Raw genomic sequence first — 25996 nt, forward strand, 5'->3', positions numbered from 1 at the left:
GTGCAACATCCTTCGTATCCGGTCCCCTCGCCGACGGCTCAGGTGCCCGCGCCCTCGACGACACCGCAGGCACCGGCCTGGGCGCCGACGCAGCCGTACGCGGTTCAGCCGACGCCCGTGGTCCAGCCCTCGTATCCGGCCGGACCGGTGTATCCTGCCGTGCCGTCGTACCCGGCGCAGCAGTACTGGGCACCGCCCACGGCACCGCCGCAGAACGTGCTCGCCTGGGTCGCGTTCGGGCTCGGACTCGGCGGGCTGATGTTCGGGCTGCTCGCCTCGGTTCCCGCGATCGTGCTGGGCCACATCGCCCGCTCCCGCATCCGCCGGACCGGCGAGCAGGGAGGCGGCGCGGCGCTCACCGGACTGATCGCCGGATACGTCATCACCGGTGGAATCGTGCTGTTCCTGGTGGCGTACATCCTCTTCATCGTGGGCATGTTCGCGTTCATGATTCCCGCCGCGGCAGCAGGCTCCAACGTCTGACGTCACCGATTCGGACGACGCCGAATCTGGTGTTATCCTCGTACGGTTGCCGATTTCGGCAGCGCCGCCCCGATAGCTCAGTGGTAGAGCACTTCCATGGTAAGGAAGGGGTCGTCAGTTCAATCCTGACTCGGGGCTCTGGTTCTTCCCGGCTACGCCGGAAAGGCCTCGCGGCGGGGTAGCTCAGGTGGTTAGAGCACACGGCTCATAATCGTGGTGTCGCGGGTTCGAGTCCCGCCCTCGCTACCAAAACCCTCGGGCAACCGGGGGTTTTCGCGTTTCCGGAGGTCGTTCGTCCTGACCGGTCACGCCGTCTCGAGCGCAGCCCCCGTCTCGATCAGCGACTTCATCGAACTGAGCACCCACGACCAGCCGGGTCCGGCGACGTCGGCTGCGGTCCGGGGTGATCCTTCGAGGCGGTCGTGGGTGAGCGTGACGAGGCAGACGCCGCCGTCGCGGGGCTCGATCTCCCAGGTCACGCGGCTCGCGGGCTCGTCGGCGAGGTCGGGGTCGTAGCTCGACGTCCACTCGTGCACGAGTCGGCGGTGCGGATCGAACTCGACGACCTGTTCGACACCCCAGTCGGACCCGTCGGGGCCGATCGAGTGCCGCCCGTCGGCGTCGGTGTCGATCGCGACGCCGTAGAAGTACTGCGCGGTGCGATCGGCGCGGGTGATCGCCTCCCAGATGGCCTGCGCTTCGGCGCGGATGAAGACGTGGTAGATGTGCGGCTGGGTCATGGTCGTCCCTCCAGTTCGTGCTTCAGGTCGGCGAGCATCGCGGTCGGGCCGGCACGGTACTTGTCGATCCATCGGTCGTGGATGAGACGGATGGGCACGGGGTTGAGGAAGTGCAGCTTCTCGCGGCCGACTCGTCGAGTCGTCACGAGACCCGCCTCCTCGAGGACCCGCAGGTGCTTCATGATGCCGAAGCGCGTCATCTCGCCGATCGACTCGAGATCGGTCAGGCGGGCGCCGTCGTGCTCGAACAGGTGGTCGAGGAGCGCCCGCCGGGTGGGGTCGGCGAGCGCCTTGAACACCGGGTCGTCATCCACCCCTGCAGATTAGGTGACCAAATGGTCACATGTCAATGCTTCAGTGCGACTCGCGAGCCGGCCCCTCCGGGTCCGCGCCCTTCGACCTCGTCTGCTTCGGCGCCTGCGCCTTTGCCTGTGCGATGCCCGCGCCGATGCCCTGACCGACCGCCTGGCCCTGGATGATCGCCGCGAGGTCGAGGCCCGTCGCCGAACTCACCGAGTCGAACACTGACTTCAGGGCCTTCGCGCTGTCGCCGCCGACGACGCCCGATGCGCCCTCATCACCCGAGCTGCCGATGATCGACACGTTGCCGATCGCGGCGTACCCCTTCGAGAACTCGGCCATGATCGCGGGCAGCACGTCGAGGACGCGCTGCGACAGGAACGCCTCCTGGTTCGAGGCGATGGCCTTGGCCTCCGCCTCGACCGCCGCGGCGCGGGCCTCGCCCTCGGCACGGATCGCCTCCGCCTCGGCGTTCGCGCGCAGCCGGCGTGCCTCGGCCTCGGCGTCGGCCTGGGCGCGGAGCGCATTCGCGTCACCGGTCGCCTTCGCGACGGCCGCTGCCGCCTCACCGTCGGCACGGGCCTTGTCGGCCTGCGCCTGCTGCTCGGCGATGCGAGTGCGGGCCTCGGCCTGCTTGACCTGCTCGATGGCTGCGGCCTCGGCCGACCGCTCGCGCGTGTAGAGGTCGGCCTGGGCCCGCGTCTCGGCCTCGTATCGCTGCGCGTCGGCGACGCGCTTGACGTCGGCGTCGAGCTGCGCCTGCTTGTTCTCGGCCTGCTGCTGGAGCACCGCCTGCGTGGCCTGGGCGCGAGCCAGCTGCTCGGCCTGCTCGGCCTCGGCGCGGGCGCGGCCGATGCCGGCGTTCGCGTTCGCGGTGTTGGTGTCGAGCGCGGTCTGCTCGATGAGGTTCGCCTCCTGGTTGGCGATCATCTTCTGGTTGATCGCGCGGTCGGCGTTCGTCTGCGAGATCTCGGCGGCCTGCCGCTTGGCCTGGATCTCGGGGGCGCCGAGCGACTGGATGTACCCGACGCCGTCCGTGATGCCCTTGATCTGGAACGAGTCGAGGATCAGCCCCTGCTCGGCGAGCTCCTGCGAGACGTCCGACGCGATCTGGTCGGAGAACTTCTTGCGCTCCCGCATGAGCTCGACGACCGACAGCGTGGCGACGATGCCTCGGAGCGCGCCCTCGAGCTGCTCGGTGGTGAACTGCTCGATCGCGGCATCCTGCGAGGCGAATCGCTCGGCGGCCCGCCGGACGTAGAGCGGGTCGGAACCGATCTTCACGATGGCGACGCCGTCGACGTTCAGGGTCACGTTGTCGAGCGACTGCGCCTCGGCGTTGAGCGAGACCTGCCGCGAGCGCAGCGAGATGATCTCGTGCCGCTGGGTGATCGGGTTCACCAGGGACTTGCCGTTCACGATGACCGTGACCGGCGACTCCTCGAGCTCGGAGTGGGTCGATCCGTCCTGCGCGACGACGGCGCGCTGCACCTTCTGCTTGCGCCCGGAGATGACCAGCGCCTCGTCGGCTCGGGCGACCTTGATCCAGCTCCGAGCGAACAGCAACACGATGAGTGCGACGATGATCAGCGCCACGACGCCGATGCCGACGAGCACCAGGATGCCGACGAGTCCGGTGATCTCCATGTGCGACCTTCCTGTCAGGCGCCGCGACGGCGCGGAGTCCCCAGCCTATCGGCGGGCCGCGCGGCCGCGCGGAGGGTTTCGCCGAATCTGGGGAGGCGCATTCCGGTGGCGGCGTCACCCCTGCGGATGCACGACCGCCTCAGCCCTCGCGCGCCGCCTGCGCCTCGGCCAGTCGCCGCTTGCCGAGCGCGCTGTACGCGAAGGACCTGGTCCAGCTCGTGATGAACTCGGCTCGACGGAAGCGCAGCGCCGACCAGTCGTCGTCGATCGCGACCTGGCGTACGGGCTCGAAGCCGGCATCGCCCATCGTGTCCCACCCGGTGTCCCGGTTGAACTCGCAGGTGTACCGCTTCGAGGAACCCTTCGGGTAGGCGATCCAGACGACCGCATCGCCGGTCGTCGACGAGGCGACCGCGGCTGCGAACGCATCGACCTGCGCCTTCGTCGTCGCGAACGCCAGCGCGAAGCGCACGTCTGCGTGATCGCCGCCGGCGAGCGTCCGCGACACCGCGATGCCACCCTCGGCAGCATCTGCGAGCACCGGCTCGAACGACTCGGGTGCGTCGACGACGTGCACGGCGCCGAGCGTGCCGAGATTCAACTTCGTGAGGATCGCGTTCACGGGGTTCCTTCCCGACCGGGCCCGGCGGGTTCCACGATCTGGAACATACCGGTCATGTCGCCGCGCGTGAACCCCAGCGACTCGTAGAGATCGGCCCCCTCCCGCGTGGAGAACAGCGAGACGAAGGCCGGGCTCGGGGCGAGCACCGCGATGCGGTCGAGCGCGCGTTGCACGAGGTCGCGACCGATGCCCTCGCCCTGGTAGTGCGGGTGCACGGCGACGTCCTGGACCGCGAAGTACTTCACGCCGTCGCCGACCACGCGCGCCATGCCGACCGCCTCGGCGTCGACGACGGCGACGACCCCGAACGTCGATCCGGCGAGCGAGCGGGGCAGGGAGTCCCAGTCGAACGCGTCACGCCAGCCGACCGCCTCCGCGAGCCTGCGGTGCTCGGCAGGTGTCGGCAGCCGATCCTCGATCGTCCAGAGCGGATCGCGCATCTCGTTCACACGTCTCGCCATCGTCGCCGATCGCTCACTGGGTGGGGCTGATGTACGTCTGCCGTTGGACCGTCGGCTGCGGCGGCACCGCGGGCAGCCAGTCCGGCTCCTCCTCGGGGTACTCGTCCTCCGCGGCGACGTGCCCGTGCGGCGATGCACCGCCGCCGGTGGCGGCACCTGCGGCCGTCGACGGGGCGGCCGCGGGGTCGGCCTGCGGCAGCGTGCCCAGCCGGTCGACCTGCTCGGTCAACGCGTCGAGGACCGAACGCAGCTGGATCTGCGCGACCTGCGCGTAGGTCCGCACGTACTCGATCTCGGGCATCGGGGGCATCGGCGGCATCGGAGCCGCCGCGGGCGTCGCGGCATCCGCCTCCGACTGCTCCGCGGCCCGCTCCGCGCCGCGTTCCACCACCTCGCGGTACTGGTTGCGGGCGGTCAGCACGAGGTCCCGCGCATACTGCTCGGCGTCGGCGACCGCCTTGTCGGCGATCATCTGCGCCTGCGAGAGCAGGCCGACCGCGCCGAGCGTGACCTCCTGTTCGAGTTCGGGATTCGAGGCCGTCTGCAACCTGGCGTTCTCGACGCGCAGCCGCTCGATCTCCGCGCGAAGCGCGACCGCCTCGCTGGTCAGCCGGTCGGTGCCCATCCGCACGACGTCGATCGTGCCGCGCAGGCCGGCGACGAACGCATCGACCTCGGAACGGTCGTACCCGCCGAGCGGCCTCGTCGCGAAGGTCGGCTTCCGCGACCGTTCGAGCTGCACCATCCCGTCCGCGAGGGTCGCGCCCTGTGCGGGCGGCTCGGGCGCCGGGATCTGTGCTCCATCAACCCAATCGGGAGTCATCGGGTGTTTCCCATCTGCTCAGCAGGCGCCGGTGGGCGCAGCGGGTCTCGCGGGTCGTCGTCCAGGGCGAGGGTCTCGTCGTCGAGCGTCGCGAACCGCTCGAACCGGAGGTCGGATGCCTCGAAGCCGAGCCCGCGCAGCTTCGCGAGCGTGTGGCGCACCATCACGGGAGAGCCGCACACCATCGCGAGCGGGCCCGGACCGATGACGTCCTCGGCGACGACGTCGCCGACGTACCCCTTGCGACCGGGATAGCTGGGGTCGTCGGAGACGACGGGCGTGTACGTGAACCACGGGCGCCCCGCGAGGTTCGTGAGCAGGCGGTGCTCGTACAGGTTCCACGGCACGCGCGCACCGTGGAACAGGTGCACGCGCGGGGCGTCCCCCGTCTCCTGCCACTGCAGGTCGATGCGCTCGAGGTGCGCGCGCAGCGGGGCGAACCCGGTGCCGCCGGCGACCATGATGAGGTCGCGTTCGCGCTCCTCGGCGCTCAACGTCAGTTCCTGGCCGACCGCGGCACCGATCCGCAGCGTGTCGCCCGCCTGCAGCAGCCGCACGACGGCGGTCGAGACCTGGCCGCCCGGTACGAGCTGCACGTGGAACTCGATCGTGCCGTCGGCGCGGGGCGCGTTCGCCGGGCTGAAGTAGCGCCACAGCCGCGGCGCCTGCGGCGTCTCGACCGCGAACGACTGGCCGGGCTCGTACGGCAGCTCGGGCTCGGGCTTCACGTGCACGACCGCGACGTCCATGCTGCGCCGGTCGACGGCGGTGACATGGCCGGTCCACGCCGCCGGGGCGGTGCGCTCGGACTCCTCGGCGGCCTGCACCATGGTCGTCGCGACGACGCCGTACGCACCGGCCCAGTCGGCGGCCAGCTCCTCGGTCCAGAGGTCGCCGAGGAAGTGCTTCAGCGTCGTCAGCAGCGAGAGGCCGACCGCGTCGTAGTGCTCCGTGACGACCTGGAACCTGCGATGGTCGCGACCGAGCTGCTGGATGAACTCGGTGACCTGGTCGAGCTGGTCGACGTTCGAGACGATGCGTCCGAGCGCGCCGACCAGCCGGTCCCGCTGGGTCGCCATCGAGACCGGGAACATCGCCCGCAACTCGGGGTGCGTGTAGAAGAGGTGCGAGTAGAAGAACAGCGGCACCTCGTCGCCGAGCGTCTCGGCCAGCGACCAGGTGTGCTTCAGTGCTGCGGTGTCCATGCGGACTAGGCGTGCGTCGCCGGCACCTCGACGACGTCGGGCTGGGTCGCCGCGACGGCGCCCACGGTCCGGTCGATGATGTCCGCCGGGACGCCGGCCTCGGTGAGCGCGGCGATCAGGTGGCCGGCGACGGCACCGAAGTCGTCGGCCGAGATGCCGCGGCCCGCGTGGGCGGTGCGCAGGTCCTTGCCCTCGTAGGCGACCGGGCCGCCCATCACCTGGGAGACCAGCGCGACCTGGTGGCGCTTGAGGCGCACCAGCTCGGTGTCCGCGAAGTAGCCGGCGAGCTGCTCGTCGGCGAGCACGAGTTCGTAGAACCGGTTGACGACCGCGGTGACGGCCGGTGCTCCTCCGACGGCCGCGTAGTCGCTCAGGGGTTCGGCTTCGGTCTGAGTGGGGGAACTCATGTTGGTCCAATCCGTCATCGATGGGGGCAAGGCCAATTTCTAGCAGACCTGCGCGCACGGCATCAAAGGAGTTCTGCGAAAACTCGGAGGATTGCCATGTAACCCGCTCGGGGGTCACCATCCGCTGCGGGTCGGCGTGTGCCCCTCGCGGGCGTCGTCGGGCATCGTCATCTCGGCTCGCAGGCCCAGGAGTCGGATCGGCCTGTCCGGTTCGATCCGGTCGGCGGCGAGGCCGAGCATCCGTTCGAGCACGGCGGCGTGGTCGGACAACTCGGGGATGCGTCGTTGGTACGTCTTCGTCAGGAACGGCGCGTAGCGCACCTTGAGCGTGAGCCCGACGACCGGCCGGCCCTCCGCGGCGACGTCGGCGAGGACCGCCTCGCCCAGCGCGTGCAGCGCGGCCGTGATGTCGTCCGGTTCGACGAGGTCCTGCTGGTACGTCGTCTCCCTGCTGTGCCCGCGGGCGACCCAGGGCGTGTCGTCGACGATCCGCTCGCCCTCGCCGCGGCCGAGCATTCGATACCACCGGCCCATCTTCGGACCGAACTCGTCGACGAGCGCGTCGGTCGGGGCCGCGGCGAGCTGCGCGACCGTGGCGATGCCGAGGGCGGCGAGTCGCTTCGAGACCTTGGGGCCGACACCCCAGAGTTCCCGCGTCGGCCGCTCCCCCATGACGTCGAGCCAGTTCGCCGCGGTCAGCCGGAACACGCCCTGCGGCTTGCCGAAGCCCGTCGCGATCTTCGCCCGCACGAGCGTGTCGCCGATGCCGACGCTGCAGTGCAGTCGGGTCCGGTCGAGCACCGCCTGCTGGATGCCGCGCGCGTACGCCTCGGGGTCGTCGACGTCGACGCCGACGAACGCCTCGTCCCAGCCGAGCACCTGCACCGTCGCGCCGGGCTGCGCGCGCAGGGTCGCCATCACGGCGTCGGATGCCTCGGCGTACGCCTCGTGATCGACCGGGAGTATGACCGCGTCGGGCACCTTGCGGGCGGCGATCCGCAGCGGCATCCCGGATCCGACGCCGAACGCGCGGGCCTCGTACGACGCGGTCGAGACGACGGCGCGTTCGGTGGGATCGCCCCGGCCGCCGACGATGACCGGGAGCCCGGCCAGCTCCGGGCGCCGCAGCACCTCGACGGCAGCGATGAACTGGTCGAGGTCCACGTGCAGCACCCAGGCGCCCACCTGGCCAGTCTGCCGGGCGGGCGACGCGCGGTCGAGGGGCATCCGATCCCGAGCCCTCCCGACCGCCTCACAGGCCCGAGCGCTACCCTGAGGGGTGACTTCCGACGACAATCCGGAGACGGTCGAGGCTCCAGAAGAGCCCGCCGGGCTCTCGTTCTCCGACCTCGGCCTCGACGGCCCGGTGCTCAAGGCACTCGACGACGTCGGCTACGAGACGCCGTCCGCGATCCAGGCGGCGACCATCCCGACGCTCCTCGAGGGCCGAGACGTCGTCGGCCTCGCGCAGACCGGCACGGGCAAGACCGCCGCATTCGCGCTGCCGATCCTCGCCCGTCTCGACGTGTCGCAGAAGTCGCCCCAGGCGCTGGTGCTCGCGCCGACCCGCGAACTCGCCCTCCAGGTCTGCGAGGCGTTCGAGAAGTACGCCGCGCACCTCGACGACGTGCACATCCTCCCCGTCTACGGCGGGCAGGGCTACGGCGTGCAGTTGAGCGCGCTGCGCCGCGGCGTGCACATCATCGTCGGCACGCCCGGCCGCATCATGGACCACCTCGACCGCGGCACGCTCGACCTGTCGGAACTGCGCTACCTCGTGCTCGACGAGGCCGACGAGATGCTCAAGATGGGCTTCGCGGAGGACGTCGAGACGATCCTCGCCGACACCCCCGACGACAAGCAGGTCGCCCTGTTCTCGGCGACCATGCCCGCCGCGATCCGCCGCATCTCCAAGCAGTACCTGCACGACCCCGAGGAGATCACGGTCAAGGCGAAGACCCAGACCTCCGCGAACATCACGCAGCGGTACCTGATCGTCTCGTACGCGCAGAAGATCGACGCGCTGACCCGGATCCTCGAGGTCGAGAACTTCGAGGGCATGATCATCTTCGTCCGCACGAAGAACATCACCGAGGAGCTCGCCGAGAAGCTGCGGGCCCGCGGCTACTCGGCCGCCGCCATCAACGGCGACGTGCCGCAGGCGCAGCGCGAGCGCACCGTCGACCAGTTGAAGAGCGGCAAGCTCGACATCCTCGTCGCCACGGATGTCGCGGCGCGCGGCCTCGACGTCGAGCGCATCAGCCACGTGGTGAACTTCGACATCCCGACCGACAGCGAGCCGTACGTGCACCGCATCGGGCGCACCGGTCGCGCGGGCCGCTCGGGCGACGCGATCAGCTTCGTGACACCGCGCGAGCGGGGGCTCCTGGCCCGCATCGAGAAGGCCACGCGCCAGCCCATGACGCAGATGCAGTTGCCGAGCGTCGACGAGGTCAACACCACGCGCCTCACCCGCTTCGACGACCGGATCACCGCGGCGCTCGGCGAGAGCACCCGCATCGAGGGGTTCCGCGACATCATCGCCCACTACGTCCGGCACCACGACGTTCCCGAGGTCGACGTCGCCGCGGCGCTCGCGGTGGTCGCCCAGGGCGACGACCCGCTGCTGCTCGAGCCCGAGCCCGAGCGGCCGTCGCGATTCGACCGGGACCGCGATCGCGGGGACCGGGGCGACCGCGATCGCGGCGACCGACGCGGGCGCGACTGGGATCGCGACGGCGACGGTGACCGCGACCGCCGCGACCGCCGCCGGGCCGGCGCCCCCATGACGACCTACCGCATCGCGGTCGGCCGCAGGCAGCGCGTCGAACCGCGCCAGATCGTCGGCGCACTCGCCAACGAGGGCGGCCTCACGCGCGACGACTTCGGTGCGATCCAGATCCGCCAGGACTTCTCGCTCGTCGAACTGCCCGCCGACCTGCCGCAGGAGACGCTCGAGCGACTCGACGGCACCCGCATCTCGGGGCGGCTCATCGAGATCCGCCCCGACCGCGGCGGGCCCTCGCGGCGGTCGCACGGCGATCGCGACGACCGGGACGACAAGCCGCGTCGGTCGTACGGTGATCGCGACGACCGGCCGCGCCGGTCGTCCGGCGACCGCGACGACCGGGGCCGCGGCGAGGCATCCGACGATCGGAAGGCACGCAAGCCGCGCTGGTGAGCGACCCGCCGTGCCGGCGCCCCCACGCACGACGGAGCCCCGCGCCGAACGGCCGCGGGGCTCCGCCTCTGTTCCCACCAGGGGGGATGGCGGGAACTCGATCGACGACGCGCGAGCGCTCGTCGGAGTCGGGGTGCTACGAGATGGTCTGGGGCAGCACGTCGAACGCGACGCGGCCCTCCTCGTCGACACGGGCGTCGAGCGTCTTGTCCGCCAGGGCCTCGTCGGCCGCGTGGCCGAGGTAGACGTGGGCGCCGTCCTGGTCCACGACCTGGTCGTTCGCCGACGGCCCGGGGACGACCGAGACCGAGAAGTCCTTCGACTGCGGGGTGTCGGCGTCGATGCGCAGGCCGCCCGTCTCGGGGGCGCCGCTTCGGTGGACGAGTTCCCGCACGACGGTGCTGGCGGTGTCGGTGAGCGTGAGCATGGTGCTCCTTCCGTGTTCGGATGCACTGCGGCCGGGGCCGCAGCGTGCGCCGGTGGCACGTGAGTCGTCCACGATGCCGGATCACGGCCGATCGACCCACCCCCTTGACCGATCGCGTCGGATCCGGGACCCTTGGCGACCCTCGGCGTAGGGTCGGCGGCATGGACGCACCCGTATCCGGCCGCCGATCCGCCGAGATCGGCCTCGGTCTCGCGGCCCTCGGCCGCCCCGCCTACATCACGACCGAGCGCCCCGGCGACCTCGGCGACGATCGCGGCGTCGACGCCCTGCGCGACCGCACGCACGCCATGTTGGACGCGGCGTGGGGGAGGGGCATCCGCTTCATCGACGCGGCGCGGTCGTACGGGCTCGCCGAGGAGTTCCTCGGATCGTGGCTCGCCGCGCATCCGGAGCGGCGGGCAGCGCTCACGATCGAGTCGAAGTGGGGCTACGAATACGTCGGCGGCTGGCGCTTGGACGCCGAGGTGCACGAGCGCAAGGAGCACTCGCTCGCGATGTTCGAGCGGCAGTGGCCGTCGACGCTCGCCGCACTCGGCGGGCCGCCCGACGTGTACCTGGTGCACTCGCTCACGCCCGACAGCCCGCTGTTCGGCGATGCGGCACTGCTCGACCGGCTTCGCGACCTCGCCGCCGACGGCGTGCGCGTGGGCGTTTCCACGAGCGGACCGCAGCAGGGCGACGCGCTCGACGCGGCGCGGGAGCTGCCCGACTCGCCGTTCACGGCGGTGCAGGCGACGTGGAACCTGCTCGAGCCGTCGGCCGGTCAGTCACTGACCGGGGCTCACGACGACGGATGGCTCGTCGTCGTCAAGGAGTCCGTTGCGAACGGCCGGCTCACGCCGGCGGGCGACGAGCCCGGGGCATCCGCCCTCGCCGCGACCGATGGGCAGCCGCTCGACGCGTTCGCGATCGGTGCGGCCAGGGCGCAGCCCTGGGCCGACGTCGTGCTCATCGGCGCAGTGACCGAATCGCAGCTCGTCTCGAACCTGGCTGCCAGGAAGCCGTCGACGGATGCCTCCGCGCTTCGCGCGCTGGCGCAGGAGCCCGAAGCGTACTGGCGGGCGCGAAGCGCCCGGGCGTGGACCTAACCGGCTTCGCCGGGACGCGAACCGGAGCCGGCGGCCTCGCCCGCCGCGCCCTCCCCGCCCGGGAACCGGCCCTTCCACGGGTCGTAGTCGACGAGCAGCGGCTCCTGCTCGGGCCGCTGCGCCTCGGGCACGTGCTGGAGGTTCACCCGGATGCGATACCAGAGCGAGCTCGAGCCGCGCATGCCGTCGACGAGCACGTCGGCGGGATGCAGGTGCTCGACCGCGCGGGGATTCGCGGTCTTCCACCGCTCGAGCGCGTCGAGCGCCTCGCCCTTCGTCTCGGCGCGCGCGATCTCGATCACCGGCAGCGGCTCGGCATCGGCGTCCTTCTCGACGGGACCCAGCTCGGCCGCGAGGTCGAGCAGTCCGTCGAGCACGCCCGCCGAGACGTCGAGGCCGGCTATCGGGTCGCCGCGCTCGGCGAAGCGCTCCAGCACGGTTCGCACCGTGAACTCCTCGGGTCGGCGCTCGAGCAGCTCCTCCCAGTCGAGCGGGGTGGAGACGCGGGCATCCGGTCGCGGACGCACCGAGTACGCGGAGGCCACCGTGCGGTCCTTCGCGTTCTGGTTGAAGTCGACGAAGACCCGTTCGCCGCGCTCCTCCTTCCACCACCGGGCGGTCGCGAGATGCGGCACGCGCAGTGCGACCTCGCGCGCGAGCGTCTCGGCGGCGAGGCGCACCTCGCGGAAGTCCCAGCGCGGCTCGAGGCGCACCAGCAGGTGGATGCCCCGCGACCCCGAGGTCTTCGGCCAGGCGACCAGCCCGCGTTCGGCGAGCACGTCGCGCGCGACGAAGGCGACGTCGACGAGCTGCCCCCACTCGACGCCGGGCATCGGGTCGAGGTCGACCCGCAGCTCGTCGGGGTGGTCGAGGTCCTCAGCCCGAACGGGATGCGGGTTGAGGTCGATGCAGCCGAGGTTCACGACCCACGCGAGGGCGGCGGCGTCGCGCACCACCACCTCCTCGGCCGACGTTCCCCGCGCGTAGTGCAGGGTCGCCGTGTCGATCCAGTCGGGTCGCTTGTCGGGTGCGCGCTTCTGGAAGAAGGCCTCGTGGTCGATGCCCTTTACGAAGCGCTTGAGCACCATCGGCCGTCCGGCGGCGCCGCGAAGCGCGCCCTCGGCGACCGACACGTAGTACCGCACGAGGTCGAGCTTGGTGAGGCCGGGCTCGGGGAAGACGACCTTGTCGGGGTGGCTGATGCGCACCTCGCGGCCGTTCACCTCGAGCAGTTCCGCGGACTCCGTCGCGCTCACGCCGCCCACCCTACGCCCGGGCCGCGAGCGCGTGCGAGGTCCAGCGGTCGACGAGCACCCACGGGTCGTCGACGCCGATAGTGAGGTCGGCGATGTGCCCGGCGAGCGCGTCGTGCATCGCGAACCACTCGGTGCCGGCGAATCGGTGCTCGGCGAACTGCTCGTGCCGGCGACGCTCGACGATGCGATCACCGGGCTCGAAGGCGAGCACCTCCTCGACGGGCAGCACCGCGAGTCGGCGGCGCGGTGACGCGCTGGTGCCGATCTTCACCCGGTCGCGCCAGCGCACGTAGTAGACGACGTCGACCGAGGCATCCCGGAACTCGGCGTCGGGAACGTCGCCGACGCGCCAGTCGCAGCGCTCGCAGACGACGCCCGACGGGTATCGCCGCCCGACCGGATGCCCGCACGCCGCGCACGGCGGCGCGAGCAGGTCGACCGCACCGAGTTCGCCCTCGACCCAGTCGTGGGCCGCGAGCAGATGCGCCAGGCACAGCGGCACGGGCGACTCCGGCACGGTCGGTGCGTCGCACGCGGTGCCGTCGGCCGAGCGGATGCCGCACCCCGAGGTCATGCGGGCAGGTTACGCGCCGCCTCCGACGTCGTCACGCGGCGACTTGTCGGCGGGTTCTCGGCGGGCGCGTCGTCCGACGGGACCCCGACGGCGCGCCGGTGTGTCGCCCGGCGGCGCAATGCGACGGCCTGTTGCACCGTCTTACCGCGGGCGACGTGAGGGGTGGATCGGGCGCGGCGCGCAGGCCTACCGTCGCCCCATGCCGAACCTCTCACTCGTCGCCGTCTCGGGCAGCCTGCACGCGCCCTCGAAGACCACCGTGCTCAGCCGGGAGATCCTCGACCGGTTCGCCGATGCCGTCGCGCGGGTCGGCGGACCCGACCTCGAGGTCGAATCGCACCTCATCGAACTGTCGGAGGTCGGCCGGGAGTTCTCGGGCGCGCTCACCCGCGACGAGCTCAGCCCGGCCGCGGACGACGCGATCCGTGCGATCGAGCAGGCGAGCCTGCTCATCGTCGCGAGCCCGGTGTACCGGGCGAGCTTCACGGGCCTGTTCAAGCACGTGTTCGACTTCGTCGGGCAGTACTCGCTCATCGACAAGCCGGTGCTGCTCGCCGCGACCGGCGGCAGCGACCGCCACGCCCTCATCATCGAGCACCAGTTCCGGCCGCTCTTCTCGTTCTTCCAGGCGCTCACCCTGCCGATCGGCGTCTACGCGAGCGACCCCGACTTCGCCGACTACCGCATCACCTCGTCGTCGCTCCACGAGCGCATCGACCAGGCCGTGAGCCGCGGCCTGCCCGTGGTGCTGAACTCGTCGCGGTCGATGTCGGAGTACGTGTCGACATGGTGAGCCAGACGCCCGGATCACGACGAAGGGAGCCACGATGACCCGGCTCATCCTCGGGGCGATGGTGCGCACGGTCGGCGCCTATCCGTCGGGCTGGCGGTACCCGGGCGCGCATCGCGACCCCGCGGGCGACGCCGCCGTGCTGCGCCGCACCGCCGAGATCGCGGAGGCCGCCCGGCTCGACTACCTCTTCTTCGGCGACTGGCTGGCGACCGGACCCGACCTCGAGCACCGCGACCCGTACCTCGTCGCACGCATCGACCCGTTGTCGGCGGTCACGTACCTCGCGGGCATCACCAGTCGCATCGGCCTCATCGCCACGGCGAACACGACCTACTCCGACCCGTACACGCTCGCGCGGACGACCGCGTCGATCGACCTGCTCTCGGGCGGCCGCGCGGGGCTCAACCTCGTGACCGGCACCGAACCGCGCGCCGCGGCGAACCACGGCGCCGACGAGCAGGCGGCGAACGACGCGCGGTACGACCGGGCCGACGAGTTCGAGACCGTGCTGCGCCGGCTCTGGGACTCCTTCGAGGACGACGCGATCATCGCGGATGCCGCATCGGGCGCGTACCTCGACGTGTCGAAGCTGCACGCGACCGACTTCCACGGCGAGCACCTGAGCGTCGCCGGCCCTCTCAACGTCGCGCGGCCCGTGCAGGGACACCTGCCGCTCGTGCACGCGGGCACCTCGCCGCGGTCGCGGCTGCTGGCCGCGCGCAGCGCGGACCTCGCGCTCGTCGCGGTCTCCGACATCCGGCAGGCCTCCGACCTGCGCGAGGAGCTCCGTGCGCTCGCGTTCGAGTCGGGCCGGGACGACCGCACGCTCCGGGTCGTCGCCCCCGTGCTGCCGATCGTCGGCGAGACGCGCGAGCACGCCCAGCGGATCGCGGACGAGCTCGCCCGGCTCGTGCGGGTCGCCGAGGACTTCCGCGACGGGCCGCCGGCGGGGTTCCCGCCGCAGCGCTCGGTCGCACACCTCGCGACGCTGCTCGGCGTCGACCTGACCGGGTACACGCCCGACGACGTCGTCACGCCCGGGCTGCGTGCCGCGTTCACCGAGTTCGGCCAGCAGCTCACCGAGATCGCGGGCGAGCGCACTGGGCGGCGCGTCGGCGCGGACGACCCGCCGACGCTGCGGCACCTCGTCGTCACCGCGACGGTGCAGGCCTCGATGATCGTCGGCACCGCGACCGAGATCGCGGCCGAGTTCGCGGCCTGGGCCGAGGCCGAGGCGGTCGACGGGTTCAACGTGCTCTCGGCGACGCAACCGGCGCAGTTCGAGGCGTTCGCGCTCGGCGTCGTGCCCGAGCTGCAGCGGATCGGCGTCTTCCCGACCGAGTACGAGGGCACCACGCTGCGCGACCACCTCGGGCTCGAGCGGCCGGCCAACGTGCACGTGCGCGAATCCGTCGCGGTGCGCGTCGCGGCGCCGCGGTGAGCCGGAAGCCGCGAGCCCGGGCCGCGAGCCCGGGCCGGGGTCACGGCCGGGGTCACGGCCGGTTGGAGCGGTCGCCGATCCGTGCCGGGCGGCATGTTGCGTCGTATGTCGCACCGTGACGGCTCGCGTCGGCCCGCCCTTGAGGGGCGCTCAGGGCGCTCGTAGCCTCGACCCATTCGCGCGCCGCCGGCGCGCCCGTCCTCGTCGAGGGGGAGCCGTGTCGATCGCCGTCGCCGCACCGAGCACCGCCCGCGAGACCATGCGCCCCCTCGCCCTGCTCGCCGACGCGGGCCTCGAGGTGCCCGTGCTCGGCGGCGGCCGCGTCGCCCACACGAACCTCGACCTCGCGGCATCCGCACCCGCGCTGGCGACCGTCGCCCGCACCGTCGGCGACCTGCTTCCCTGGTACTCGAGCGTGCACCGTGGAACGGGATTCCCGAGCGAGGTCGTGACCGAACTCGTCGAGGACGCCCGCGCGGTCGTCTCCCGGCACGTCGGCGCCCGCGACCGCGACGTCGTCGTGTTCACCCGCAACACGACCGACGCGCTCAACCTGCTCGCGACCGCGGTGCCCGGCGACGTCGTGGTGCTCGACATCGAGCACCACGCCAACCTGCTGCCGTGGCGCAGTCGCCGGCTCGTCGTCGCCGCCGACACCATCGAGGAGACCCTCGAGCGGCTCGCCGTCGAACTCGCGTCGAAGCCCGCCGCGCTCGTCGCCGTGACCGGCGCGTCGAACGTCACGGGCGAACTCCTGCCGGTCGCGCGGTTCGCGGCGCTCGCGCACGCGTACGGTGCCCGGATCGCGGTCGACGCCGCCCAGTTGCTGCCGCACCGCGCGGTCGACCTGGGCGAACTCGACGCCGACTACCTCGTCTGCTCGGGGCACAAGACCTACGCGCCGTACGGCGCAGGGGCACTGATCGGCCGTGCCGACTGGCTCGACGTCGCGCCCGCCTACCTCTCCGGCGGCGGCGCCGTCTCCAATGTCGAGCTCGAGCGCGTGGCGTGGCATCCGTCGCCCGAACGCCACGAGGCCGGAACGCCGAACGTGCTCGGCATCGTGTCGTTCGCAGCGGCCCTGCAGGAGCTCGAGCGCCTCGGTCCGGACGCCCGCGTCGCGCACGAGGCCGCGCTCACCGAGCGCCTCGAACGCGGTGCCGCCTCGATCGACGGCGTCCGCGTCATCCACGGGTTCACGGATGCCCCGGGCCGCGTCGGCATCGTCACCGTCCAGCTCGAACGCGGCTCGGTCGGCCTGGTCGCCGCGGCGCTGTCGGCCGAGCACGGCGTCTCGGTGCGCGCGGGCCGGTTCTGCGCCCACCCGTTCTTCGACCGGGTCGCGACCCGCGCCAACGGGCTGCGGGCGAGCCTCGGACTGGGCAGCTCGTCCGACGACGTCGACCGGTTCGTCGCCGCGCTGTCGTCCATCGTCGCCGACGGCCCGACCTCGACGTACCAGCGCACCGGCGACGGCTGGAAGCCCGTCGCCGACGACCGCCCGAAGCCGCAGATCTTCCGCGCGGGCTGACCGCGCGGGCTGACGCGCGGATCCACCAGAACTGGGGATTCCGTCGCGGGCCCACCGTCCATCACACTGATCGGATGGGATCAGCGTTGACCACCATTGGACTCCCCGTCGCCCTCGGCATCATCATGTTCGGCCTGGGGCTCTCACTCACCCTCGGCGACTTCGCGCGCGTGGCGAGGCATCCGAAGGCGGTGATCATCGCCCTGCTGTGCCAGATCCTCGTGCTGCCCGCGATCTGCTTCCTGCTGGTCGAGCTGTTCGCCCTGCCGCCCGTGCTCGCGGTCGGCATGCTGCTGCTGGCGGCATCGCCCGGCGGCACGACCGCGAACCTCTACAGCCACCTCTTCCGCGGCGACGTCGCGCTGAACATCTCGCTCACCGCGATCAACTCGGTGCTCGCGGTGTTCACCCTGCCGCTCATCACGAACCTCGCGATCGCCTACTTCCTGCCCGGCGACGAGTCGCTCGGCATCCAGTTCGCGAAGACGCTCGAGGTGTTCGCGATCGTGCTACTGCCGGTGGCGCTCGGCATGCTGGTGCGCTGGTGGAAGCCGACGTTCGCCGACCGCATGGACCGGCCGGTGCGCATCGCCTCGGTCGTGATCCTCGTCGTGGTGATCGCGGGCGCGATCGTGTCGAACCTCGAACTGCTGCTCGCGAACGTCGGCAGCCTTGCGCTCATCACGGTGGTCTTCTGCATCATCAGCCTGACGGTCGGCTACGTGGCGCCGCGCCTGCTGCGGGTCGACCGCCGCCAGTCGATCGCCAGCTCGTTCGAGATCGGCATCCACAACGCGACGCTCGCGATCGTGATCGCCCAGACCGTCGTCGGCAGCACCGAGATGAGCCTGCCCGCCGCCGTCTACGGCGTGCTCATGTTCTTCGTCGCCCTCGGCTTCGGGTTCCTGATCCGCGGACGGGCGACGCCCGAGGATGCCGCCGACCGGGACCGGCCGGCCGCCACCGCGTCGTCGGCGTAGCGGAGCCGCTCGTCCCGTCGGACGACCGCGCGACGGCGGATCGGTCCACACTGGTCGGCATGGATCCAGTGGGCGGATCACCGGTGCGCGGCGCCGCCGAGGCGGACGCGGAATCCGACGCCGACGTCGGAGAGCTCGAGGTGAGGGCCGATGCCCTTCGTCGAGTCGTCTACGGAACTCCCGGCGGATACGACTCGTCTGCGGCGAGCGATCTCGCGGCGCTCGAGCGACGGATCGCCCGGGCGTGCGAGCGGGGCGACGGACGGATCGGCCCCGAACCGCCGACGCGGACGCCGGTGATCGGGTCGGTCGCCGAGCCCGTCGCCGAGCCCGTCGTCGGGCAGCGGCGCCGTCGTCGCCTGATCGGATGGGCGATCGCGGCGGCGGTCGTGATCGCGGCGGGCGCGATCGTCGCCGGGGTGATCCGGGGCGGCGGGCCGCCGCGCGGGATGGCGGTGTTCGAGCGCCCGCAGACCACGGCCGACACCGCGCTGCGCGGGTACGAGGTGCAGCTCGGCCGGCGCGCCACGACCCTCCGCCACGTCGGGCGCGTCTTCGGGCACGACGCCTGGGTGTTCCTCGAGCGCGGCGACGTCTGCCTCATCGTCCAGCGGCTCAACTGGGCGGGCTGGGGCGGCACCTGCGTCGACGAGCGGATCTTCGCCAGGCACGGCATCACGCGCCTGCTGACCTACGACGACGTCAGCGGCAGCGCGCGCCCGGCCGGCCTGCTGCCCGGTGAAGGCGTCGAGCTGCGATGGGGGCCGGACTCGACGGGCATCGAGTGGTCGGTCGTCGGCGGCTCCGTCGACACGGGAGGGCGCGAACGCGTCTGGGTGCCCACGCTCGACGGCGGTGACGGCCGGACCTTCGGCGAATGGACCTCCGACCAGCGGTAGCAGGATCGGAGGTCGGACCCCGTGCCTACACTGGACGGGTCGGAAGGGGAGGCATGCAGGCACTGGCCGAGAGCGAGGTGCGTTCCGTGTTCGCGAACGCGCACGACGCCGAACTCGAACAGGTCTCGCTGCCCGTGGGATTCTTCGTGACCGAGTGGGCCCACCTCGACGCGTTCGGCTGGCGCGATCCCAGGATCCCGTCGCGCGGATACCTCGTGACGGAGATCGACGGCGAACCGGTCGGCATCGTCCTCCGTGCGGCCGACCGCACCGGCTCGCACCACCGTGCCGCGATCTGCAGCCTCTGCCACACCCAGCAGCCCGGCGACCAGGTGCTGTTGTTCTCGGCGCGACGCGCAGGCGCCGCGGGCGAGCGCGGCGACAGCGTCGGCACCTACATCTGCAGCGATCTCGCCTGTCAGGAGACCGTGCGGCTCGGGCGGCCGCCGGCCCCGTCGGAGGTCGTGCCGACCGTGCGCGAGATCGAGCGCATCGAGGGCGTCGCCCAGCGCACGCGCGCCTTCGTCGCGGACGTCGTCACCGGCTGACGGGGCGTCGTCACCGGGTGACGGGCTCCAACGTGGGTCGCTTGGCCGTGCGGCCGTCGCCCGACGACCGGCCGGTGAGTCGGCGGCCGATCCACGGCAGCACGAACTCGCGGTAGTAGGCCGCGGTGTTGCGGCTGCGCGGCCCGGCGGGCGCCGACGCGACCTCCTCCACGCCCCACTCGGGGGGCACCGGCACGCCGATCGCGGTGAGCACGTTGCTCGCGACGCGGGCGTGGCCCAACGAGTTCAGGTGCAGCTTGTCAGGTGACCAGTAGCGGATGTCGCGCAGCCCGCGGTCGTTGAAGTTGTCGACGAACGTGACGCCGTCGAGCTCGGCGAGGTCGACCAGCGCCGCCGTGAGTCGCGCCCCGCGCGCGTCGAACACGCGGCCCAGGGGAAGGTGGTCGGTCGGGTTGGCGCCGGAGAGCATGAGCACGTGGATGCCCTCGTCGCGGATGCGGTGCACAGCCTGCCGGAACCGCCCGGCGACCAGTTCCTCGGGCATCCGCGGGCGGAGCATGTCGTTGCCGCCGCCGTTGAAGCTGATCACCTCGGGTCGCAGCGCGATCGCCGCCTCGAGCTGCTCCTCGATGATGGGGCCGAGCTTGCGGCCGCGGATCGCGAAGTTCGCGTAGCCGACGGGTTCGTGCGCGGCGGCGGCGAGGCCGGTCGCGACGAAGTCGGCCCAGCCGCGCACGCTGCCGTCGGGCAGTTCGTCGCCGACCCCCTCGGTGAAGCTGTCGCCGATCGCCGCGTAGCTGTGGAACATGGGTTCCACCGTAACGCGGAGAGGGGGTGTCGGATGCCGCCCGGTGCCCGGTCACCCCTCCGGGTCGAGCCGGAACGTGACCTCGGCGGCCTCGGGCCCGACCACGGTGTCCACGATGTTCTTGGCGTAGCGCCCGTACTTCTCCCGGTACACGGCGTCGAGGTCGGCGTTGATCGGGTCGGCCGAGTTGACGTGCGTGAAGGTCACGTCGACGTCGGATCCACCACCGCGGATGCCGCCGCGGCCCGCCGCGAGCGCGCGACGGAACCAGCCGTTGTCAGGCCCGTACGCCGATCGCACGTAGAAGTGGTCGCCGACCCTCACACCCCAGATCGTGATGTGCTTGCTGAGATCGCCGTCGCGTCGTCGCGATGCGACGTGGACCTCGTCGGCGTCGCCCAGTGCTACCAGGTCGGACTCGTTCCATGCGGTCATGGTGGTACCCCTTCAGGTGATCGGCCCGTTCGGGACCGTGCTCCCATCCAACCCCGGATCGGCCGATGGTGGGAGGGACCGGCGCAACCTCGGTCGATCCGATCAGCCCTGCGGTGCGCCGGCCGGATCGGAGAGCAGCCAGGCGATCGCGCTGATCCCGCCGAGCACGATGGCGAGCGTCACGATCGTGCCGCAGGCGCAGCCGATGGCGATGGCGATGGCGCGGCCCCGCCAGGCCGGCACGACCGCGCTGACGAGCAGGAGCGCGGTCGGCGCGATGGCGATCAGGATCAATCCGAGGTCGGTGACACTCGGAAGGAGCGCAGTCGCGGCCTGGTAGCCGAGGAACGGTGCGATGGCGCCGATCACCGCGCCGATGCCGAACTCAGCGGCACCGACCCTGAATCCGAGCCGCCGTTGCGGCCGCTCGTCCGGCTCGGCGGTCATCGCTTCCAGATCTGCACGTAGAGCGGAGCGAAGGCGTAGACGAGCAGGAGCAGGACACCGACGGTCAGGACGGGCATGCCCGCCTCGAGCGTCGATCCGTTCGACGTCGCGAACCCCGCGATCATCCACAGCCCGAGGCACATGGCGGCCGAGGCACCCGCGCCGGCACGGAACACGGTCGCGGCTCGGGGGGAAGGCCTGCGGCCCGCGATGATGAGGCCGAAGAACGCCGTCGACGCGATCACGATGACCCCGACGATCAGGGCCACGCCGAGGAGGACGCCGTCGTCGTCCCCGCTCGAGACCGCCGGGCCGAACTCGACGAGCAGTCCCAGGAGGCTCCACGACCGCTCGTCGGACCGGTCGGTGCCGGTCGGCAGGATCAGCCCGAGGCCGATGCAGATCGTGCTGAGTGCCACGATCCATCCGATCGCCAGTCGCTCGAGCCGATCGATGCGCTCCGCCAGCGAGGTCGCTTCGACGGAGGCCGTACCTGTGGTCATCTCGGATCCCTTCGGCGGGCGGTGCTGCGGCCAACGGTACGGAGCCGTCGGCGCGGTGTCGATGGGGTGGACTCCCCATGACGTGCCCGCCGGTCGAGACGAGTCGACGCGTGAACTCAGCTCGAAGACGTCGCGTGTTCGATCTCGCAGTCCCCGCCGGGGTACAGCAGCCCTTCGTGGCCGTCGTCGTAGCGCACCAGGTAGGGCGGGCTGCCCTCGGCGCCGCGCACCTCGAGCACCTCCCCGTGACGTTCCGCCTCGCCGACGTGCTTGCCGTGGATGACCAGTCGATCGCCGATGACCGCGTGCATGGCCGCCCCCTTCCCCCTGTCGATCCAGCGTACGCCGGGGCTCCGCGCGTCGGAAGCGCAGCCGCCGGGGCGCGGGGTCAGGCCTCGACGGCCAGCAGCGCCGCCCAGAGGTCGGCACGCGCGTGGAAGCCGGAGAGGTCGCGGCCGAGCAGGCGTTCGGCCTGCGCGATCCGGCTGCGCACGGTGTGGCGGTGGAGGCCCAGCCGCCCCGCCGTCGCGTCGAACTGCCCGCCGTGCTCGAGCCAGACGCGCACCGTTTCGACGAGCGCGGTGCCGTTCGAGGCATCGTGCTCGGTCAGCGGCGCGAGGGTCGCCTGCGCGACGGCCCGGGCATCCGTTCGCGCGAGGAAGGCCAGGACGCCCTGCCGGCTGATCTCCTCGAACGCCACGACGACGGCGCCCTGCTCGCGGGCGCGCTCGACGGCGCGGAGCGCCTGCTCGTGCGCGGCCGCGGCCTGCTGCATCGACGGGATCGGATCGGAGATGCCGACGGCGGCCTCGAACTCCTCGGCGACCTCGTCCGCGAGGGCGGCATCCGACTGCTCGAGGAGCACCACGACGCGGTCCCCGGCACGTCCGAAGAAGAGGCGGCCGTCGCGCTCGTCGACGCGGAGCTCGAGGTACTCCGTGAGGCGGTCGGTGTGCTCGGGTCGTGCGTCGACGACCGCGACGCGTAGCGGCGTGCGTGGGAGGGCGCCCCACATCTCGTCGGCGACCTCGGCCGCGAGTTCGACCTCGCCGGCGAGGATCGAGCGCAGCAGGCCCGACCGCAGGTGCCCGCGCGCGCGATCGAGGTCGCGGTTCTGCTCGAGCGCGAGCCCGGCGAGGGCGATGACCGCGGTCACGACCTCCCGGCCGGCGGAGTCGAGCTGCGGCGAGTCGCCGATCGCGAGGACGCCGCGCAGGGCGCCGCCGGCGCCGAGCGTCTGCAGCGTCACGCGCCGCGGATCGCCGACGGATGCCCCGGCGTCGAGCACGCGGCTCGCGCGCTGGCCGCGGCGGAGCACGCTGCGCGCCTCGCCGACGATCTCGCCGAGCCACGGCTGGCCCATGCCACCGGCGGGCGCCTCGCGATCCAGCGTGCCGGCGGCGTCGATCAGTCCGACCCACGCGCCGAGTCGGTTCGAGAGCTCGGCGATCGTGGCGCCGAGCCCGTCGGGCCGGAGCGCGGCGAGCGAGATCGCGCGCTGCGCCTGCATCGCCCACGCCTGCCTCGCGTTCGCGTCGGCCGCGTTCAGGTCGGCGACGGTGCGGACCACGCGGATGAACGGCACGCGGTACGGCACCTCGAACAACGGCAGCCCGTGCTTCGCGCACGCCTCGATCAGCAGGGCCGGGGTGCCGTCGCGGATGACCTCGGTGCCGAAGCCGAGCGCGGCGACGCCGGCGTCGTGCAGGCGCGCGACGTAGGCGTCGAAGCCGGCCGGGTCGTCGGCGCCCGCGTCGGCGCCGAACTGGGTGCCGGTCGTGAGCAGGACGTGCTCGGCGTCGAGGAACGGGGTGGGGTCGGCGAGGTCGGAGCTGTGCGCCCACGCGACGGGTGCGTCGAGCGCGGCCGGCGCGAGCGCGTCGACCGGGGTGAGCAGGCGGAGCCCGAGCTCGGGTCGGTCGAGCAGGATCTGCACCGTCGGCTGCACTGGGCTCCTCGATCGTCGGGCGGCCGCGCCGTCCGGGACGGTTCGGCCGGGGCATCCCTCGGCGTGGTGTACGCCGTGTCGAACATTCAGGCCAGAGTGTACAGTCCGGCGCTGGAAGGGAGCGGGCCACGAGGCCGGCGGCTCCTCAGGTGACGGCGCCGCGGCGGGCGTACCCGGGGTCGCGCCACGCCTCGGTCGCGAGCACGTGCTCGAGCACGTCGACCGCGTCCCACACGTCGGCGTGCGAGACGTACAGGGGCGCGAAGCCGAACCGCATGAGGTCGGGCGCCCGGAAGTCGCCGATGACGCCGCGCGCGATCAGCGCCTGCATCACGGGATACCCGTGCTCGGCGCGGAGCGCGACCTGACTGCCCCGTCGGGCGGACGTGCGGGGCGTGACCACCTCCACGTTCCACCGGGCGAGTCGGGCGTCGACCAGCGAGATGAACAGCTCGGTCAGCCGCAGGCTCTTCTCGCGGAGCTCGGCGAGGTCGACCTCGTCCCAGAGGTCGAGGCTCGATTCCAGGCCCGCGAGCGCCAGCAGTTGCGGCGTGCCGACGCGGAACCGCGTGATCCCGTCGGCCGGCTCGTACCCGATGCCGAACTCGAACGGGCGCGCGTGCCCGTGCCATCCGGTGATCGCGGGGCGAGCGGCGTCGTGGTGCCGCTCGGCCGCCCAGATGAACGACGGGGAACCGGGGCCGCCGTTGAGGTACTTGTACGTGCAGCCGATCGCGAAGTCGGCGTCGGCCGCGTTGAGGTCCACCGGCACCGCGCCGACGCTGTGGCAGAGGTCCCACACCATCAGCGCGCCAGCCTCGTGCACGCGCCGGGTCACGTCGGCGAGGTCGAGCATGCGGCCGGTCCGGTAGTCCACCTGGGTCAGCACGACGACCGCGACGTCGTCGTCGAGCACGTCGTCGAGCGTCGGCCCGGCGTCGGAGATGAGTCGGCGCTCGAGGGGCGCACCCTCACCGAGCAGTTCCTGCACGGCCTCGAGCACGTACAGGTCGGTCGGGAAGTTCCCCGCTTCCGAGACGATGACCCGACGCCCGGGGCGCAGGCGCGCCGCCGCGACCGCCACCTGGAACAGGCTCGCCGAGGTGGAGTCGCCCAGCACGACCTCGCCGGGCGCCGCACCGATGAGCGGGGCGATCCGGTCGCCGAGTGCGCGCGGCTTGTCGAACCAGCCGGCGTCGTTCCAGCTCCGGATGAGGCCGACGCCCCACTCCTCGGCGATCACCCGCGCGACGTGCGCCGGCGTCGAGGCCGGGAGCGCGCCGAGCGAGTTGCCGTCGAGGTAGACGACGCCGTCGGGCAACGCGAACCGGTCGCGGAACCGGGCGAGCGGGTCGGCGGCATCGAGCGCCTCGCAGGTCGCGCGGTCGATCGATCGGGCGGATGTCGCGAGCGTCATGCGGTCCTCCGGGGTGGGGTCGTGGGGGTTCGGGGTGCGGTCGTGCCGTGCGGGGTTCAGCGCCCGAGGAAGCGGCGGGCGTTGCCGTGCAGGATCGCGGCGCGCTGGGCGTCGTCGAGGAAGTCGGCGCGCTCCACGACGCGGGCGACCGGCCGTTCGCCCAGCGGGTACGGGTAGTCGCTGCCGACCATGACCTGCTCGGCGCCGAGCGTGTCGACCAGCACCCGCAGCGCGGTCGGGTCGAACACGACCGAGTCCACGCTGAACCGGTCCAGGTACGCCGACGGCGGGCGCTCGCTCACGCCGATGAGGTCGGGGCGCTGGTGCCAGGCGTTCTCGAAGCGGCCCAGCCAGAACGCGAACGATCCGCCGCCGTGCGCGAACGCGATGCGCAGGTCCGGCGACACCCGGTCGAACACGCCCCCGAGGATCATCGCGATGATCGACAGGTGCGTCTCGGCGGGCATGCCGGTCAGCCAGCGGGCCATCCAGCGGTTCAGTCGGGGAGACTCCGCCATGTCCCACGGGTGCACGAACACGGGGATGCCCTGCGCCGCGCAGTGCTGGAGGAAGACGACGACGCCCTCGTCGTCGAGGTCGCGGTCGCCGAGGTGGTTGCCGATCTCGACGCCGTGGTGCCCGGCCGCGACGGCCCGGTCGGCCTCGGCGCACGCGGCATCCGGGTCCTGCAACGGCACCTGGGCGAACGGGAGCAGGCGGCCCGGCGCCGGTTCGCAGATCTCCAGGGCGAGGTCGTTGAAGATGCGCGCGACCTTCACCGCCTGGTCGCCGGCCTTGTCGTAGGCGAAGAAGACCGGCGTCGGCGAGACCACCTGGACGTCGATGCCGTCGGCGTCCATGTCGGCCAGCCGCGTGCCGGCGTCCCAGCAGTCGGGCCCGATCCGGCGGAACTCGGCATCGCCGAGCAGGATCATCGCGTCGCGTTCCGAATCCACCCGCAGCGACGGCCAGACGCCGTGCCCGACCTGCGTGGACAGGTCGGGCCAGGCGCTCGGCACGTAGTGCGTGTGGATGTCGATCGTCCCCAAC

General features: G+C 72.1%; 29 protein-coding genes and 2 tRNA genes. 11 read left to right on the forward strand and 20 right to left on the reverse strand.

Features of this window, described 5'->3' with window-relative positions:
- Positions 1-117: 117 nt before the first annotated feature.
- The 3 genes from ELQ40_RS02340 to ELQ40_RS02350 all read left to right on the forward strand — a co-directional run bounded on the left by ELQ40_RS02340 (position 118) and on the right by ELQ40_RS02350 (position 732).
- The gene (locus ELQ40_RS02340; RefSeq protein ID WP_164863452.1) at positions 118-483 is read left to right on the forward strand and encodes a DUF4190 domain-containing protein; all 366 of its coding nucleotides are present in this window, start codon (positions 118-120) and stop codon (positions 481-483) included.
- A 66-nt stretch (positions 484-549) separates the two neighbouring features.
- Positions 550-621: transfer RNA gene (locus ELQ40_RS02345), tRNA-Thr, on the forward strand.
- A gap of 34 nt (positions 622-655) precedes the next feature.
- Positions 656-732: transfer RNA gene (locus ELQ40_RS02350), tRNA-Met, on the forward strand.
- 56 nt (positions 733-788) lie between these two features.
- Here ELQ40_RS02350 and ELQ40_RS19025 read toward each other — a convergent pair.
- From ELQ40_RS19025 to ELQ40_RS02395, 9 genes are all read right to left on the reverse strand, one after another.
- Positions 789-1223: an SRPBCC domain-containing protein gene (locus tag ELQ40_RS19025; RefSeq protein ID WP_127792230.1), complete on the reverse strand. Its 435-nt coding sequence runs from the start codon at positions 1221-1223 to the stop codon at positions 789-791.
- Positions 1220-1537, reverse strand: coding sequence for a helix-turn-helix transcriptional regulator (locus tag ELQ40_RS19030; RefSeq protein WP_127792231.1), 318 nt, complete (start codon positions 1535-1537; stop codon positions 1220-1222). The genes ELQ40_RS19025 and ELQ40_RS19030 overlap by 4 nt, the downstream gene beginning before the upstream one ends.
- 40 nt (positions 1538-1577) lie before the next feature.
- Positions 1578-3170, reverse strand: a complete 1593-nt coding sequence (locus ELQ40_RS02365; RefSeq protein WP_127792232.1) for an SPFH domain-containing protein — start codon at positions 3168-3170, stop codon at positions 1578-1580.
- A 139-nt stretch (positions 3171-3309) separates the two neighbouring features.
- On the reverse strand, positions 3310-3792 hold the full coding sequence (locus ELQ40_RS02370) for a hypothetical protein (protein ID WP_127792233.1): 483 nt from the start codon (positions 3790-3792) through the stop codon (positions 3310-3312).
- Entirely contained in the window at positions 3789-4253 is a 465-nt protein-coding gene (locus ELQ40_RS02375) for a GNAT family N-acetyltransferase (RefSeq protein WP_127792234.1), read from the reverse strand. Before ELQ40_RS02375 ends, ELQ40_RS02370 begins: the two co-directional genes overlap by 4 nt.
- A gap of 13 nt (positions 4254-4266) precedes the next feature.
- Entirely contained in the window at positions 4267-5076 is an 810-nt protein-coding gene (locus ELQ40_RS02380; RefSeq protein ID WP_127792235.1) for a DivIVA domain-containing protein, read from the reverse strand.
- The gene (locus tag ELQ40_RS02385; RefSeq protein WP_127792236.1) at positions 5073-6281 is read right to left on the reverse strand and encodes a globin domain-containing protein; all 1209 of its coding nucleotides are present in this window, start codon (positions 6279-6281) and stop codon (positions 5073-5075) included. Before ELQ40_RS02385 ends, ELQ40_RS02380 begins: the two co-directional genes overlap by 4 nt.
- 5 nt (positions 6282-6286) lie before the next feature.
- Entirely contained in the window at positions 6287-6688 is a 402-nt protein-coding gene (locus tag ELQ40_RS02390) for a group 1 truncated hemoglobin (RefSeq protein ID WP_127792237.1), read from the reverse strand.
- A gap of 114 nt (positions 6689-6802) precedes the next feature.
- The gene (locus ELQ40_RS02395; protein WP_127795085.1) at positions 6803-7861 is read right to left on the reverse strand and encodes a DNA polymerase IV; all 1059 of its coding nucleotides are present in this window, start codon (positions 7859-7861) and stop codon (positions 6803-6805) included.
- 106 nt (positions 7862-7967) lie between these two features.
- Between ELQ40_RS02395 and ELQ40_RS02400 the strand changes: the two genes are divergently transcribed.
- The gene (locus ELQ40_RS02400) at positions 7968-9869 is read left to right on the forward strand and encodes a DEAD/DEAH box helicase (RefSeq protein ID WP_127792238.1); all 1902 of its coding nucleotides are present in this window, start codon (positions 7968-7970) and stop codon (positions 9867-9869) included.
- 136 nt (positions 9870-10005) lie between these two features.
- Here the strand turns inward: ELQ40_RS02400 and ELQ40_RS02405 are convergent, their stop codons facing one another.
- Positions 10006-10296 (reverse strand): Fe-S cluster assembly protein HesB, encoded by a 291-nt coding sequence (locus tag ELQ40_RS02405; protein ID WP_127792239.1) that lies wholly within the window; start codon positions 10294-10296, stop codon positions 10006-10008.
- Between the two features lie 161 nt (positions 10297-10457).
- Here ELQ40_RS02405 and ELQ40_RS02410 point away from each other — a divergent pair, with 161 nt between their 5' ends.
- Positions 10458-11405, forward strand: coding sequence for an aldo/keto reductase (locus tag ELQ40_RS02410; protein ID WP_127792240.1), 948 nt, complete (start codon positions 10458-10460; stop codon positions 11403-11405).
- Here ELQ40_RS02410 and ligD read toward each other — a convergent pair.
- Positions 11402-12661, reverse strand: a complete 1260-nt coding sequence (gene ligD / locus ELQ40_RS02415) for a non-homologous end-joining DNA ligase (protein WP_127792241.1) — start codon at positions 12659-12661, stop codon at positions 11402-11404. The genes ELQ40_RS02410 and ligD overlap by 4 nt on opposite strands.
- A 10-nt stretch (positions 12662-12671) precedes the next feature.
- Positions 12672-13235 (reverse strand): GIY-YIG nuclease family protein, encoded by a 564-nt coding sequence (locus ELQ40_RS02420; RefSeq protein ID WP_127792242.1) that lies wholly within the window; start codon positions 13233-13235, stop codon positions 12672-12674.
- Between the two features lie 199 nt (positions 13236-13434).
- Between ELQ40_RS02420 and msuE the strand changes: the two genes are divergently transcribed.
- The 6 genes from msuE to ELQ40_RS02450 all read left to right on the forward strand — a co-directional run bounded on the left by msuE (position 13435) and on the right by ELQ40_RS02450 (position 19427).
- Entirely contained in the window at positions 13435-14028 is a 594-nt protein-coding gene (gene msuE, locus ELQ40_RS02425; RefSeq protein WP_127792243.1) for an FMN reductase, read from the forward strand.
- A 34-nt stretch (positions 14029-14062) separates the two neighbouring features.
- On the forward strand, positions 14063-15469 hold the full coding sequence (locus ELQ40_RS02430) for an NtaA/DmoA family FMN-dependent monooxygenase (RefSeq protein WP_127792244.1): 1407 nt from the start codon (positions 14063-14065) through the stop codon (positions 15467-15469).
- Positions 15470-15686: 217 nt separating this feature from the next.
- A complete protein-coding gene (locus tag ELQ40_RS02435; protein ID WP_127792245.1) occupies positions 15687-17000 on the forward strand; it encodes an aminotransferase class V-fold PLP-dependent enzyme in 1314 nt (437 codons plus the stop codon).
- A gap of 86 nt (positions 17001-17086) precedes the next feature.
- Positions 17087-17980 (forward strand): bile acid:sodium symporter family protein, encoded by an 894-nt coding sequence (locus tag ELQ40_RS02440; protein WP_240665908.1) that lies wholly within the window; start codon positions 17087-17089, stop codon positions 17978-17980.
- A 59-nt stretch (positions 17981-18039) separates the two neighbouring features.
- A complete protein-coding gene (locus ELQ40_RS02445; RefSeq protein ID WP_127792247.1) occupies positions 18040-18879 on the forward strand; it encodes a hypothetical protein in 840 nt (279 codons plus the stop codon).
- A 53-nt stretch (positions 18880-18932) separates the two neighbouring features.
- Positions 18933-19427 carry an FBP domain-containing protein gene (locus ELQ40_RS02450; protein ID WP_127792248.1) on the forward strand — a complete coding sequence of 165 codons (495 nt, stop codon included), beginning with the start codon at positions 18933-18935 and terminating at the stop codon, positions 19425-19427.
- Between the two features lie 10 nt (positions 19428-19437).
- Here the strand turns inward: ELQ40_RS02450 and ELQ40_RS02455 are convergent, their stop codons facing one another.
- The 8 genes from ELQ40_RS02455 to ELQ40_RS02490 form a co-directional block, all read right to left on the reverse strand.
- A complete protein-coding gene (locus ELQ40_RS02455; RefSeq protein WP_127792249.1) occupies positions 19438-20196 on the reverse strand; it encodes an SGNH/GDSL hydrolase family protein in 759 nt (252 codons plus the stop codon).
- 51 nt (positions 20197-20247) lie between these two features.
- Positions 20248-20631 carry a DUF2255 family protein gene (locus tag ELQ40_RS02460; protein WP_127792250.1) on the reverse strand — a complete coding sequence of 128 codons (384 nt, stop codon included), beginning with the start codon at positions 20629-20631 and terminating at the stop codon, positions 20248-20250.
- A gap of 102 nt (positions 20632-20733) precedes the next feature.
- Entirely contained in the window at positions 20734-21078 is a 345-nt protein-coding gene (locus tag ELQ40_RS02465; RefSeq protein WP_127792251.1) for a hypothetical protein, read from the reverse strand.
- Positions 21075-21581, reverse strand: a complete 507-nt coding sequence (locus ELQ40_RS02470; protein ID WP_127792252.1) for a hypothetical protein — start codon at positions 21579-21581, stop codon at positions 21075-21077. The genes ELQ40_RS02465 and ELQ40_RS02470 overlap by 4 nt, the downstream gene beginning before the upstream one ends.
- A gap of 116 nt (positions 21582-21697) precedes the next feature.
- Entirely contained in the window at positions 21698-21892 is a 195-nt protein-coding gene (locus tag ELQ40_RS02475) for a DUF1918 domain-containing protein (RefSeq protein WP_127792253.1), read from the reverse strand.
- 77 nt (positions 21893-21969) lie between these two features.
- Complete coding sequence (locus ELQ40_RS02480; RefSeq protein ID WP_127792254.1) at positions 21970-23529, reverse strand: PucR family transcriptional regulator; 1560 nt, start codon at positions 23527-23529, stop codon at positions 21970-21972.
- Positions 23530-23674: 145 nt separating this feature from the next.
- Entirely contained in the window at positions 23675-24946 is a 1272-nt protein-coding gene (gene kynU / locus ELQ40_RS02485) for a kynureninase (protein WP_127792255.1), read from the reverse strand.
- Positions 24947-25002: 56 nt separating this feature from the next.
- Entirely contained in the window at positions 25003-25995 is a 993-nt protein-coding gene (locus ELQ40_RS02490; protein ID WP_127792256.1) for an amidohydrolase family protein, read from the reverse strand.
- Position 25996: the final 1 nt, after the last annotated feature.

Origin of the sequence: Agromyces sp. LHK192 (assembly GCF_004006235.1) — a bacterium.
In the GTDB taxonomy this organism is placed as follows: domain Bacteria; phylum Actinomycetota; class Actinomycetes; order Actinomycetales; family Microbacteriaceae; genus Agromyces.

Bases quoted from the DNA above. Each gene is read 5' to 3' on its own strand.
- ELQ40_RS19025 (WP_127792230.1), bottom strand. From the start codon at position 1,223: ATGACCCAGCCGCACATCTACCACGTCTTCATCCGCGCCGAAGCGCAG.
- ELQ40_RS02365 (WP_127792232.1), bottom strand. From the start codon at position 3,170: ATGGAGATCACCGGACTCGTCGGCATCCTGGTGCTCGTCGGCATCGGC.
- ELQ40_RS02375 (WP_127792234.1), bottom strand. From the start codon at position 4,253: ATGGCGAGACGTGTGAACGAGATGCGCGATCCGCTCTGGACGATCGAG.
- ELQ40_RS02380 (WP_127792235.1), bottom strand. From the start codon at position 5,076: ATGACTCCCGATTGGGTTGATGGAGCACAGATCCCGGCGCCCGAGCCG.
- ELQ40_RS02385 (WP_127792236.1), bottom strand. From the start codon at position 6,281: ATGGACACCGCAGCACTGAAGCACACCTGGTCGCTGGCCGAGACGCTC.
- ELQ40_RS02390 (WP_127792237.1), bottom strand. From the start codon at position 6,688: ATGAGTTCCCCCACTCAGACCGAAGCCGAACCCCTGAGCGACTACGCG.
- ELQ40_RS02405 (WP_127792239.1), bottom strand. From the start codon at position 10,296: ATGCTCACGCTCACCGACACCGCCAGCACCGTCGTGCGGGAACTCGTC.
- ELQ40_RS02410 (WP_127792240.1), top strand. From the start codon at position 10,458: ATGGACGCACCCGTATCCGGCCGCCGATCCGCCGAGATCGGCCTCGGT.
- ELQ40_RS02420 (WP_127792242.1), bottom strand. From the start codon at position 13,235: ATGACCTCGGGGTGCGGCATCCGCTCGGCCGACGGCACCGCGTGCGAC.
- msuE (WP_127792243.1), top strand. From the start codon at position 13,435: ATGCCGAACCTCTCACTCGTCGCCGTCTCGGGCAGCCTGCACGCGCCC.
- ELQ40_RS02430 (WP_127792244.1), top strand. From the start codon at position 14,063: ATGACCCGGCTCATCCTCGGGGCGATGGTGCGCACGGTCGGCGCCTAT.
- ELQ40_RS02445 (WP_127792247.1), top strand. From the start codon at position 18,040: ATGGATCCAGTGGGCGGATCACCGGTGCGCGGCGCCGCCGAGGCGGAC.
- ELQ40_RS02450 (WP_127792248.1), top strand. From the start codon at position 18,933: ATGCAGGCACTGGCCGAGAGCGAGGTGCGTTCCGTGTTCGCGAACGCG.
- ELQ40_RS02455 (WP_127792249.1), bottom strand. From the start codon at position 20,196: ATGTTCCACAGCTACGCGGCGATCGGCGACAGCTTCACCGAGGGGGTC.
- ELQ40_RS02460 (WP_127792250.1), bottom strand. From the start codon at position 20,631: ATGACCGCATGGAACGAGTCCGACCTGGTAGCACTGGGCGACGCCGAC.
- ELQ40_RS02465 (WP_127792251.1), bottom strand. From the start codon at position 21,078: ATGACCGCCGAGCCGGACGAGCGGCCGCAACGGCGGCTCGGATTCAGG.
- ELQ40_RS02470 (WP_127792252.1), bottom strand. From the start codon at position 21,581: ATGACCACAGGTACGGCCTCCGTCGAAGCGACCTCGCTGGCGGAGCGC.
- ELQ40_RS02475 (WP_127792253.1), bottom strand. From the start codon at position 21,892: ATGCACGCGGTCATCGGCGATCGACTGGTCATCCACGGCAAGCACGTC.
- kynU (WP_127792255.1), bottom strand. From the start codon at position 24,946: ATGACGCTCGCGACATCCGCCCGATCGATCGACCGCGCGACCTGCGAG.